Annotated in this window: 10 protein-coding genes; 7 read left to right on the top strand and 3 right to left on the bottom strand. The window is 65.6% G+C overall.

All coding sequences use genetic code 11. From position 1 onward, the window contains the following. The 3 genes from VFB18_RS00115 to VFB18_RS00105 form a co-directional block, all read left to right on the top strand. A partial coding sequence (locus VFB18_RS00115; RefSeq protein WP_324970247.1) for a polysaccharide biosynthesis/export family protein occupies positions 1-223 on the top strand: 223 nt, incomplete at its 5' end. A gap of 200 nt (positions 224-423) precedes the next feature. After that, the gene (locus VFB18_RS00110) at positions 424-1,869 is read left to right on the top strand and encodes an exopolysaccharide biosynthesis polyprenyl glycosylphosphotransferase (protein ID WP_324970246.1); all 1,446 of its coding nucleotides are present in this window, start codon (positions 424-426) and stop codon (positions 1,867-1,869) included. Positions 1,870-1,891: 22 nt separating this feature from the next. Further along, the gene (locus tag VFB18_RS00105) at positions 1,892-2,617 is read left to right on the top strand and encodes a class I SAM-dependent methyltransferase (RefSeq protein ID WP_324970245.1); all 726 of its coding nucleotides are present in this window, start codon (positions 1,892-1,894) and stop codon (positions 2,615-2,617) included. 23 nt (positions 2,618-2,640) lie between these two features. Here the strand turns inward: VFB18_RS00105 and VFB18_RS00100 are convergent, their stop codons facing one another. From VFB18_RS00100 to VFB18_RS00090, 3 genes are read right to left on the bottom strand one after another with little or no spacing between them, the layout of a single operon-like run. After that, positions 2,641-3,867: a GNAT family N-acetyltransferase gene (locus tag VFB18_RS00100; protein ID WP_324970244.1), complete on the bottom strand. Its 1,227-nt coding sequence runs from the start codon at positions 3,865-3,867 to the stop codon at positions 2,641-2,643. A gap of 8 nt (positions 3,868-3,875) precedes the next feature. After that, positions 3,876-4,811 carry a cupin-like domain-containing protein gene (locus VFB18_RS00095; RefSeq protein ID WP_324970243.1) on the bottom strand — a complete coding sequence of 312 codons (936 nt, stop codon included), beginning with the start codon at positions 4,809-4,811 and terminating at the stop codon, positions 3,876-3,878. A 42-nt stretch (positions 4,812-4,853) separates the two neighbouring features. Continuing rightward, a complete protein-coding gene (locus tag VFB18_RS00090; RefSeq protein WP_324970242.1) occupies positions 4,854-7,052 on the bottom strand; it encodes an exopolysaccharide transport family protein in 2,199 nt (732 codons plus the stop codon). A gap of 194 nt (positions 7,053-7,246) precedes the next feature. Between VFB18_RS00090 and VFB18_RS00085 the strand changes: the two genes are divergently transcribed. The 4 genes from VFB18_RS00085 to VFB18_RS00070 all read left to right on the top strand — a co-directional run. Next, positions 7,247-8,560 carry a nucleotide sugar dehydrogenase gene (locus VFB18_RS00085; RefSeq protein WP_324970241.1) on the top strand — a complete coding sequence of 438 codons (1,314 nt, stop codon included), beginning with the start codon at positions 7,247-7,249 and terminating at the stop codon, positions 8,558-8,560. Continuing rightward, positions 8,541-9,797, top strand: coding sequence for a glycosyltransferase family 4 protein (locus VFB18_RS00080; protein ID WP_324970240.1), 1,257 nt, complete (start codon positions 8,541-8,543; stop codon positions 9,795-9,797). The genes VFB18_RS00085 and VFB18_RS00080 overlap by 20 nt, the downstream gene beginning before the upstream one ends. 14 nt (positions 9,798-9,811) lie before the next feature. Beyond that, positions 9,812-11,845 carry an alginate lyase family protein gene (locus VFB18_RS00075; protein WP_324970239.1) on the top strand — a complete coding sequence of 678 codons (2,034 nt, stop codon included), beginning with the start codon at positions 9,812-9,814 and terminating at the stop codon, positions 11,843-11,845. Further along, positions 11,842-12,112 (top strand): hypothetical protein (locus VFB18_RS00070; RefSeq protein WP_324970238.1); only part of this gene is annotated, 271 nt, incomplete at its 3' end. The genes VFB18_RS00075 and VFB18_RS00070, both read left to right, overlap by 4 nt.

The raw sequence follows: 12,112 nt of genomic DNA, 5'->3' as shown, positions 1-12,112 counted from the left end.
CTTCATCCTGGGCGAGGTCAACAAGCCGGGGCAGTATCCTTACGTCAACAGCATGACGGTCGAGAGCGCGGTGGCCATCGCCGAAGGCTATACCGAGCGCGCCAAGCAGCGCATGGTCAGGCTGACGCGCAAGTTCGGCGGCGTGCAGAGCACCGTCATGGTGCCGACCGACTATCCGGTCCAGCCCGGCGACACGATTTACGTCATGGAACGGATGTTCTGACGCGCGAGGTCGTGTTCTTGCTCCCGCACTGCGCGAGGGTTGGCTGCGCCGCCTGACATCCGTGGACCATCACCGTTAAGGTGAATCAACGGTAAACGTTGAACGCCCCCCTTCCCCTGAACAAGGTTTCGACCGGCTAAGGGCGGCCCCGAACTTGCACCGCCAAGCGGCGACGACCCAATAGGATACAGACCCCGCACATGACTGACGTGACGCATGTCGCCTCGAGCCGCGAAGCGCTCGCGCCGCACGCTCCGCTTATTCTCGGGCGGAGCCTTTCGTTGCTTTGGCCGGCAGCCGACGCGCTCGTTATCGTCGGGCTCGGGATGCTGGCAGGCGCCGCCTATCACCTCGGCGTCTACCACGAGCCGGGCCACATCGGCGATTACGCCAAAGTCGGGGCCATCATCGCCCTGTTCCGCTGGCTCCTTCACCTCCCCGTGCTTGGCGTCACCGCGCATTCCAAGGGCTCGTTGCGCTACCAGTTCTATCTCTGGACCGCGGCCTTCTTCTGCATGCTCGCGGTGAGCTTCGTGGCGAAGATCTCGGGCACCTATTCGCGCGGCTTCGTTCTGCTGTTTTACGTCAGCGGGCTGCCGCTCCTGATGATCTGGCAGTACGGCTGGAAAAGCGTCATCCGTCATGGGCTCCAGAGCGGGCGCCTTGCGCTTAGGCGGGGCGTTCTGATCGGCACGGCCGACAAGATCGAGGAGTTCAGGACGAAATACGATCCCGCCCGCTCGGGGCTGATCGTGAGCGGCACCGTTGTCGTGCCCGATGAAGCGCTCGAGGACTCAAGCGAAGGCAACGCCAGGCTTCACGCCGCGCTCGGCGAGGCGGCCGCCATGGTCAGGCGCGCGCGGCTCGACGACGTGGTCCTGCTTCTGCCCTGGTCGGCGGCTCATGCCGTCAACGCCTGCGCCGACCGGCTGATGACGATTCCGGTTTCGGTGAAGCTCGGGCCCGAGACGATCTTCGACCGGTTTTCGGAAATTCACCTGTCGCGGCTCGGGCCGGCGATAATGCTCAATTTGATTCGCCCGCCGCTCACGCGCATCGAGGTGCTGTCCAAGCGCTGCCTCGATTTCGGGCTTGCTCTCGGCCTGCTGATGGCAACCTCGCCGCTCCTTCTCCTTGCCGCCATCCTGATCAAGCTCGATTCGCCGGGGCCGGTGTTCTTCCGCCAGTGGCGCCACGGCTTCAATCAGAAGCCGTTCAAGATCATCAAGCTTCGCACCATGTACGTCACCGAGGACGGTCCGATCATCCGCCAGGCGACCCGCGACGACCCGCGCGTGACCCCTATCGGCTATTACCTCCGCCGCTGGAACATCGACGAGCTGCCGCAGCTCATCAACGTCCTGTTCGGAGACATGTCTCTGGTCGGCCCGCGCCCGCATGCGCTCACCCACGACTACGAGTACGAGCGCAAGATCGCCTTCTACGCCCGGCGCCACAACATCAAGCCGGGGATCACCGGTTGGGCGCAGGTCAACGGCTGCCGCGGGGAGACCGACACCGAGGAGAAGATGCGCGCGCGCGTGGAGTACGACCTCTACTATATCGACAATTGGTCGATCCCGTTCGATCTCTACATTCTCGCGCTCACGGCTTTGTCGCCGAAGTCGTTTCGCAATGCGTACTGATCTCTTGGTCGAGGAGGCGGACATGCGAGACGAGACCGGCGCGGCTGTCTTGGGAGCGCCGAGCATCTACAGCGACGGAACTTATCTTGCGGAGCACCGCTCATGGCACCAGGAGGATTCGCCGTGGAAGGCGAAGCACGTCATGGCGATGCTGGAGCGGAACAAGGTTGCGTTCGAGAGCTTGTGCGAAGTCGGCTGCGGCGCGGGCGAGATCCTCAACGTGCTGGCGCGGGCGTTTCCCGGCAAGAGGCTTTACGGCTACGAGATTTCGCCGCAGGCCTTCGCGCTCTCCAGGTCAAAGGAGAGACCCGGCCTGAGCTTCAGGCTCGGCGATCTCCTCGCCGAGAGCGGGGAGAGCTACGACGTGCTGCTGGCGATCGACGTGTTCGAGCATGTCGAGGATTATCTCGGCTTCCTCAAGAAGCTCAAGGCCAAGGCCGCCTACAAGCTGTTCCACATCCCGCTTGACCTCTCGGTGCAGTCGGTGCTGCGGGCGCGGCCGATCCTCAAGTTGCGCAACGACGTGGGGCATCTGCACTATTTCACCAAGGAGACGGCGCTCGCGACGCTCCACTACGCCGGTTACGACATCGTCGATGTGTCCTACACCGCGACCGCGGTCGATCTGCCGAACCGGGGCTGGAAGGCCGACCTGATGAGGTTGCCGCGGCGCGCGCTATTCGCGCTCAGCCCCGATTGGGCGGCGCGCCTATTCGGCGGCTACTCGCTGATGGTGCTCGCGAAATAGCGGCGCCTCGAGGCGCCCTCGCCTCAGTCGGCGGCGCGATACTGCCGGTAGCGCTCCTTGACTGCCTTCGGCACGAAGGTAATGCCCATTTTGGCGAGCGCCAGCTTGACGCGGGCCTTGGCGATGTCGCCCGCCGAGCGCGTCTTGCCGCGCCAGCTCTCGGCGCTGACGAGATCGACGAGGGGGCTCGCCTCGACGCCGAAGCCGGACTTGTAGGGGTAGTCGCCGATGGTGAAATCGAAATGGCGGCAGCCATCCTTGTGCAGCGCGCGCATGGTGCGCTCGATGATGAGCCGGCCGAGCCCGATCCTCAGCCATTCGCCGCCGGCGTGGCTGAGACGCACCATGGCGAAGCTCGTGCCGTCGGTGACGCCAAGAAGAGCCGCAACCGGTTCATCGCCCGACATCAGTGTGGTGAGTACAACGGTCCCGTCTTCGATGCCGTCTTTTACAAGACTCGCGTAGAACCCGTTGTAGCTCTCCTCGCCGAGAGGACATTGGTAGCCTTTCTCTTCGAGCCGGCTACGCTGCTGCGCATTCATGGCATCGAGCACGCGCGCGGCCTCAGCGGCGCTTTCGATGCGACTGAACCGCGTGTCGCCGGCAGTATCGAACAGGCGGGAACTCCGCCCGAGCTCCTTGCGGAACTTCTTGGAGAGCGAGCGAAGATAGATCTCCCAATCGTCAGGTATGGTGACGGAGAAACCGGCGCAGGTCGAAGGGTGGGTTCCCGAGAGGAGCGCGAGCGGATTGGCCCTGCCCTTGAGCGCCACGGGCATCTTGCGGAGATGGATCACATCGGCCCCGGGCAAGGCCTTGCGGACCTGCTTCCACAGCGCCGCCGCTTCTTCCGCCGAATTCGGCGCGGCGGGGCCGAGGATCGGCGCGTTGTAGTCGGTCACGCCGAGATCGGCGAACTCGATCCGTGAGAAGCCTTGTCCTCCGGTCTTCACCAGCGGCAAAGTCATGACATGCGCGCCCGAGCCGCGGTCAAACACCTCGACCAGCAGCGGCGCGCCCCCCTCGGGGGCGGCGACCGTCGCATACCAGGCCGAGAGCCAAGCCGGCCGCTGAAACAGGGTCGACGCGCTCCCCCGGGAGAGCGCCGCAAGCCGCTCGGGGATGATCCCGAACTCGCTCACGAGCGCGATCTCGTAGCCGCCGGGCGAAGCTTGGCGCACTGCGGCGACGCGCGCCGGAATTGAAGCGGCGGCGGAGGCCCCGCCGGTGATCGCGATCTTGTCGGACATGGATGACGCTACGCGGCGTGCTGGTCGAGATTGATCACGGCGCCAGGCCTCGCGGGATCGAGCCTGAAGGTGACCGGCCGCGCCGCCTTACGCTGCTGTCTCAGCATGCCGGAACGCTTGGCGCCCGCCTGAAGCAGAGCCTTGAGCCAGAAGCCGGGCCCGGTCAGGGCGTGGCTTTTCGGCGTGATGCCGAGCTTGTGGCGCAAAAGGGCGTTGCCGCAGTTCATCATCACGTTACGGCGGATGGGATCGGTCCAGTACTCGACCGTCATCGACACGTTGAGACAATCGTGGTTGTCGACGCGATGGGGCGAGTTGAGCGGCCAGTGCGCCATCTCGCCCGGCTTTAGATCGACCACTGTCGCATGCTCGTCGTACCAGGGGGCGTAGTCCATATCGACCTCGACGCCGGACAAGATGATGCGCTCGATCTGCTCGGGGGTGAGGAACGGTGCCACCGGCGGATAGATATAGACGCGCTTCGTGCCCCTGATCTGCCACAGCGATTGGCCCGGCAGGTCAGCGTGATAATAAACCTGCGCGTTGGGCGAGGAGATCAGAATTCCGGCGTTGCGGCTGATGATGGGGGCGATGCCGGTGCGCGCGCGCATCTCGTCGAGGATCTGATCGAGGAGCTCGGCGTAGCGCTTATCGACGGTGTGGACGCTGCGCAGGTTGAGCCACATCCGACCCGCGGCGATCGCCTCGATCACCTGAGCGCCGGAGAGCCCGCCGATCTCGCCCTCGCGCCACAGCTTGCGCGCGTTGCGCTCGCCCACCAGCACGATGCTGTAGTTCTCGCGGGGGTAGCTCTCGATAAGTCTGGCGAGCGTCTCGTTGTCGAACAGGGACAAAGTGTGAAGCCGGTGCTCGAGGAGGAGCGGCTGCGTGCTCCACAGCGACTTATGCTTCTCTTCCCAGGAGGTGAAAATCGGTTCGCTCATGGCATCCTCGTTGTTGGCAATGCTTGGAACGGGGTCGTGGCGTCACCGCTCGAGGCTTTCGCCGGTCATGGTGAGCACGGCGGCGCAGCGCCTGCCGTTCGCCATCTGGAGAAGGTCGGCTGCCGCGGCCGCCGCGGCGTCCTGCGAGGTTGACGAGGCGCGGGCGAGGAACAGGATCGCCTGCGCGATTGCGATCAGGGCCGGGGCGTTCCGCTCCGAGCGCAGTAGGCCGCAATCGACCAAGGTGAGGTCAAAGCCGGCTGCGATCTGGCCGAGCTCCTCGGCAAGAGCCGGACGGCCGGACTTGCCGGCGCGCTGCGGCTCGGGCGTCGCCAGCGACAGAAACGAGAGGCCGAGCCTCTGATCGGTGATGATGCGATGGGCGAGCTTGGAGCCCGGCGCCGGCTCGCCGATCAGTTCGGACAGGGTCGGGTCGGCGAGGCTCGCATCGACGAGAAGAACGCGCATCCCGGTCGAGGCGCCGGCGGCGGCGAGGCTGAGCGCGAGAGCACTCTTGCCCTCGCCCGCGACCGAGGAGGTGAGCAACACGAGGCGCGGCTGGCCGAAGGTTTCGAAATTGACGAGGCGGGTCAGGAGACGGAACACGGCGGCGCGGAACTCCGTCGCCCCTTCGAGAATCTCCATGACCATATCGTAGAAATTGGCGTTGGCCTTGCGCCGGCCGAGCACGTCGCCGAGGAGCCCGCGCTTGACGGGAAGAGAGGGGATCGAGGCGAGCGAGTTGAGCCCGGTCGCGGCGAGCAACTGGTTGCCGGTGTAGATGCGGCGGTCGAGATGCTCCGCGGTCAAGGCGAGCGAACCGCCGAGCCCGCAGCCGAGCGTGAGCGCAAGGGCGAGGATAAGCGACTTGCGCGGCCAGGCGGCGCGGTCGGGAATGGCGGCCGGCGAGATGATGCGCGCATCCGGGGTGGCGATCAGCTCGGCCTCGTTCATCTCCTTCACGCGCGAGAGGAAGCTTTCGTAGACGCTCCGCGTGGTGCGGGCGTCGCGCTCGAGCTCGCGCAGCTTCACGCGGGCGGCGTCGTTGGTGTCGGCCTCCTGGCGCGAGGCGGCAAGCGCCTGCTCGGCAGTGGCCAGACGCTGTTTCGCTGTCTCGTATTGCAGCTTGATCGCGTCGGCCACGCGCTTGACCTCGTCGCGGATGAGATCATGCAGACGCTGCACCTCCGAGTGCGCGGCCTGGAGCTGGGGGTGGGACGGCAAGAGATTGACGGCAAGCGTCGCTTCTTTGCGGGCGGCAAGCGCGTATTGCTCGCGCAGCCGGGCGATGGTGTCCGAAGCGATGACCTCGCCGATCATCGACGGATCGACGCCGTCCTTCAGCAGCGCCTCGACCTGCCGGTATTTCGCCTCGGCCTGGGCGAGGTCGTTCTGGGCCGACATAACCTGATCGTTCAGACCCTTAAGCTGATGGGTGTCGATCAGCTCGCCGTCCGCCTCCTGGAGATTGTGCGCGGCGCGAAAGGTCTCGACCGCGGTCTCGGCGTCGAGAACGCGTTTCTTGAGCGTGGCGAGCTGGCCGTCCATCAGCGCGCTCACGCGCTGCGTGGTCTCGGCCTTGTCATTCGACTGATCGGCGAGATAGGACTCGGCGATGGCCTGAGCGAGCCGTGCCGACTTGGCGGGATCTTCGGTGGTGACGTCGATCTCGATGACGAAGGTCTGATCGTCGCGCGCGACCTTCATATGCTTGACGAGCGCGGTCAGGGCGCGCTCCTCGGGGTTGTCGCTTTCGGCGGGCGGCGGGCTCGACAGAAGTCCGGTGAAGGCCTGCCAGAGGCCCAGCACGATATTGGGCTCCCGCGGAGCGCCGAATTCGGGGTCGGCGGCAAGATACTGCGACCTGACCACCGGCCGGAGTACGGCGTCGGACAGAATCATTTTCACTTGGCTGTCGACGAGAGCGAAGCTCTCGGCGAAATTCTCGCCGAGGCCGGAAGGCACCACCTCGGTCCCGACCGTGTGCTTCTTGCGCGGATCGACAAGGATGCGCGCATCCGCCATGTAGGTCGGCGTGGTGAAGAGGATGTAGCTCACGGCGAGCGCCAGAACGCAGGCGACGGTCGCCGCGATCAACTTCGCTCGGCGGCGCAGGATGTGGATCAGTCCGGCGAGGTCGATGGTGCGCTCGTCGACGGCGAACGCCGGCGCGAAGTGGCCGACGGGACTTCCCACCAGGGCTCCGCCAGGCCCCATGCGCGCCCGTGAATCTTGGATCATGAGCTTCTCGCCCTCCTGACAGCGGCAAGCCTGGCGCCCACCGCGCGCGTGCCGAACCGCTTCGATCGAGAGACGGAGTGCAAGCGACATGCCACCGTAACGCTTGGCGTCGCGCGCCCGGCGCCGTCCTGTTTTGGGCTGGCACACTCCTTGCGCTTCGGCCGAGCGACCAGTCGGGCCAGGGAGTTCTCGAGATGAGAGTGAGCGTTTTCGGTCTGGGCTATGTGGGCGCGGTCTCGGCGGCATGTCTCGCGCGTAACGGCCACGCGATCATCGGCGTCGATACCAATCTTTCGAAAGTCCAGAGTTTCAATGCCGGCCAAGCCCCGGTCGTGGAAACCGGCCTCGACGAGCTGATGGCCGCGGGCGTTAACAGCGGCCGGATCAGAGCGACATCGAGCGTCGAGGATGCGATTCACAACAGCGAGGCCTCGATCGTCTGCGTCGGGACGCCGAGCCGCGCCAACGGTAGCCTTAACCTTGACGCGGTCGAGACCGTATCGTCCCAAATCGGGAAGGCGATTGCCGGGAAGAAACCGGGCCATCTCATTGTGCTACGGTCAACCGTGCTGCCCGGCACCGTGCGGGGAACGGTTCTTCCGGCGCTCGAGCGCTCGTCGGGAAGGAAGGCGGGCGAGCATTTCTCGGTCGTGCACAATCCCGAATTTCTGCGCGAAGGCAGCGCGATCAGGGATTTCGACCGACCGCCGATGACGGTGATCGGCGCCGATCAGCCGACCGCCGCGGCCATGACCGCGCAGCTCTATGACGGGATCGAAGCGCCGTTGATCGCCACCTCGATCGAAACCAGCGAGATGGTGAAATACGCCGACAATGTCTGGCACGCGCTCAAGGTCTGCTTCGGCAATGAGATCGGCAATGTGTGCAAGGCCGTCGGCGTCGACAGTCACGAAGTCATGGACATCTTCTGCCGCGACACCAAGCTCAACATCTCTCCCGTCTACCTCAAGCCCGGTTTCGCCTTCGGCGGCTCCTGCCTGCCCAAGGACACGCGCGCCATCGTGCATCTCGGCAAGAGCCTCGATCTCGCTCTGCCGGTGCTGTCGGCGATCCTGCCGAGCAACGAGGTGCAGATCGAGCGCGCGGCAAAGCGGATCATGGCGCTCAAGCGGCGGCGCATCGCCGTGCTCGGCTTCGCCTTCAAGGCGGGGACCGACGATTTGCGCGAAAGCCCGCAGATCGAGCTGATCGAGCGGCTGATCGGCAAGGGCTTCGATCTTCGCCTCTACGACCAGAGCGTCAATCTCGCGGCGCTGACCGGTGCCAACAAGGATTACATCCGCAACGCCATCCCGCACATCAACTCGATCATGGTCGATTCGATCGAAGAGGCGCTCGCGCACGGGGACGTCATCGTGATCGGCAACAACGCGGTGGAGTTCGCCTCGGTGCCATCGCGCCTCGACGAGCGGCAAATCCTCGTCGATCTCGCCGGGATCGGCGGCAAGGACACGCTGGGGGACCGCTATGACGGCATCAACTGGTAGGCTCTGCGGCGCCGGGCGCCGCGTCCTGATGATCGTCGAGAACCTGCCGGTGCCGTTCGACCGGCGGGTGTGGTCGGAGGCGCGTACGCTCGCCCGCGCCGGTTACGAGGTCTCGGTGATCTGCCCCAAGGGCGTCGGCGCCGAGGCATCCTATGAGTTCGTCGAAGGCGTCCATATCCATCGCCACCCTTTGCCGATCGAAGCCAAGGGCGCGCTCGCCTACCCGCTCGAATATCTCTCGGCGCTCGTCTTCGAGCTCTGGCTCGCCATCCGCATCTTCATCACCCGCGGGTTCGACGTCATCCATGGTTGCAACCCGCCCGACACCATTTTCCTCATCGGCGGATTGTTCAAACTCTTGGCCGGCACGCGCTTCGTGTTCGACCACCACGACATCAACCCGGAGCTCTACGAGGCGAAGTTCGGCCGGCGCGATCTTGTCTGGCGGCTGCTCGCCTTCCTCGAGCGCATGACCTTCCGCACCGCCGACATCGTCATCGCCACCAACGGCTCCTACCGGAAGATCGCGATGGAGCGCGGCCGGGTATCTCCGGGGCGCATCTTCGTGGTCCGCTCGGGGCCCGATCTTCGCCGCATGGAGATGCTGCCGCCGCGGCATGAGCTCAAGCGCGGGCGGGCCCATCTCGTCGGCTATGTCGGCGTCATCGGCCAGCAAGAGGGCATTGATCTCCTGCTTCAGGCCGTGCGGGTTCTGGTGCGCGATCTCGGCCGCCACGACATCCATTTCGGCATCGTCGGCGGCGGGCCGGCGCTGACCGACATGAAGCTTCTCGCCGAACATCTCGGTATCGCCGACTACGTCACCTTCACCGGCCGCGTGCCCGATCGCGACCTGCTCGAGGTGCTCAACACCGCCGACGTTTGCGTCAATCCCGACCGGGCGAACGCCATGAACGACAAATCCACCATGAACAAGATCATGGAGTACATGGCGCTCGGCAAGCCGATCGTTCAATTCGACCTGACCGAGGGGCGCGTGTCGGCCGGGGAGGCCTCGCTCTATGCGAAGCCCAACGATCCCGCCGACCTGGCGGCCAAGATCACCACGCTGATCGACGATTCGAAACTGCGCGCCAAGATGGGGGCGATCGGCCGGATCAGGGTCGTCGAAGAGCTGTCCTGGGAGCACGAGGCGCCGAAGCTGCTCGCCGCCTACGACGCGCTGTTCAAGCCGCGCGGCGCGATTGCCGTCGCAAGCCCGAGCCCCGCAGAATGAGCGCGGCAGCGCATATGACGGCAGCCGGGGTCGCGAGGCCAAGCCGGCTCGACCGGGCGACTTGGTATTACCGTCGCTTGCGCGCCATGGACGGGGCCGAGGTGGCGCACAGGCTCGGCGAAGCGGTGAAGCGCCGCGTCTCGAGGCTCGAGCGGGCGGGCTGGGCGGCCTTCGACAGAGGCGATGGTCCTCTCCCGGCGCTCACCCCTCTCGACGGCGCGCTCGCGGCTATGCCCCCGGGGCTTTTAGCAGCGCTCCGCGATGCGGCGCGCTCGGCGACCTCCGAGGGGATGAGCCTGCTCGGGCAAACCTGGCGCGGCGCGCGCGGGACGGCGCGTTTCCATCTCGACCCCCCGACCGGCGGATATTGGCCGCGCGAGGCCTATTGCTTCGATATCGACTACCGCACCGAGCGCCGCCTGGGCGACGTAAAATACGTGTGGGAGTTGAACCGGCTTCAGTATCTCCAACCGGCGGCGGCCGTCGCGGCCCATGACGGCAACGAGGCGCTGGCCGGCTTCTGTCTCTCCGAGATCGAGACGTGGATCGAGGCCAACCCGCCCTTCCTCGGGGTCAATTGGGCGTCCGGCATCGAGCTTGCCTTGCGCGTGGTATCGATCCTCGTGGTGCTCGGCTTCATCGGTCCCGAACGGGTCCCACAGGCGCTCAGGCGGAAGATAAGATCCTGTCTCGCGGCCCACGCCTATTGGCTCGCCCGTTATCCGTCGCGCCATTCGTCGGCCAATAATCATCTCGTTGCCGAAGCTGGGGCATTATTCCTGCTCGGCACGCTTTGGCCAGAGCTCGGCATCTTTGGCGAAGCGGAAGCGGCGCGCGCGCTCCTCACCCAGCAGGTCGAGCATCAGTTCCACGCCGACGGCGTTGGCGCCGAGCAGTCGCCGACCTACGCCGCTTTCACGCTTGAATGGTATCTGCTGTGTCTTGCTGTGGGCGAGCGCAGCGGAAGACCTTTTGCGGAGAGCGTGGGCGAGCGTCTGGCAGCGGCAGGGACCTTCCTCCGGGCGATCACCGACGAGGGTGGACATCTTCCGCGCATCGGCGACGACGACGAGGGCCGGGTGTTGGCGACCGCGCCGTGGCCCGACGCCAACTATGCAAGCTCTGTGCTCGGCGCGCTCGCGGCCTTCCGCAACAAGCCCGAGCTTGCGCCGCCGGTGGTTCGCCCCGCCTTGCGCGATCTCTATTTTGGCCCGGCTGCCCCAGGCGTAGGCCGCGAGGGCGCCCTACACTTTTCGCAAGGCGGCTATTCGGTGTTTCGCCGCACCATCGCCGGAAGGCGGACGCTGATGGCAATGGACCACGGACCGCTCGGCCATCTTTCGATCGCCGCGCACGGCCATGCCGATGCTCTCGCCGTCTGGCTTCATATCGACGACCAGCCGGTCCTGGTCGACGCCGGCACCTACCTCTATCACTCCGGCCGCGAGTGGCGCGATCGTTTGCGCGGCACGGCGCTCCATAACACGCTTACGCTCGATGAGCGCGATCAGAGCCGGGTCGCCGGCCCCTTCAATTGGGGGCAGCGGGCGAAGTGCAACCTGATCGCGTGGAAAGGCGACGGCGAGGAGACCTATGTGCGCGCCGGTCACGACGGCTACCTCGCCTCGCACGGGCTCATGCACGAGCGGCATCTGGTTGCGCATGGGCGCGGCTTCACGTTGCACGACATTCTTCGTGCCGCTTCGAGCGAGGCGGAAACCGAGCCGTGCCCGTTCGTCGAGATCTCGTTCCTGATTCATCCCGACCTCGATGTGAGAACCGACGGGGCAAACGCGATCGTGCTGCGCGGGGAAGAGCCGTTGCTGCGGATCGTCGGAGGCGAACTCGGGCTCGAGATGTTCAAGGGAAGCACCAACCCAGCGCGCGGCTGGTATTCGGACCATTTCGGTTCGATCAGGCCCGCGCCGCAGCTCGTGTTCCATCCTTCGGACGCCAGCGCGCGCCGCTTCGCCATCGAAATCGAGGTCCTGCCGCGACGCGCTCCGCGCCAGGGCGCGGCGGGCCGCGAGACGGAGGCGCCGGCGTGACACACCCGAACTTCGCCTTCGCGCCGACGGGGATGGTCACAGGCCGGCTGAGCCAGAGTTCGCAGCGCCTGCTGATGGCGCTCATAGCGCTTGCGCTCTTGTTCGCCCTTCTATTGCCGACGCCTCTGCTCAACCAGATGACGGGGTATGCCGACGCGGGCGGCATGCCGCCGTTCAAGTTCCATTTCTACACCTACACGCTCCTGATCGCGCTCGTGCTCGTTACCTTCGCGGTAGGGTTGGTGCGCTTCGTCTCGGAGCAGGCGG

Origin of the sequence: Methyloceanibacter sp., from assembly GCF_035650995.1 — a bacterium.
Taxonomy (GTDB): domain Bacteria; phylum Pseudomonadota; class Alphaproteobacteria; order Rhizobiales; family Methyloligellaceae; genus Methyloceanibacter.
The sequence above is the reverse complement of the archived record's forward strand: the minus strand, read 5'-3'. Positions and strand labels throughout refer to the sequence as shown.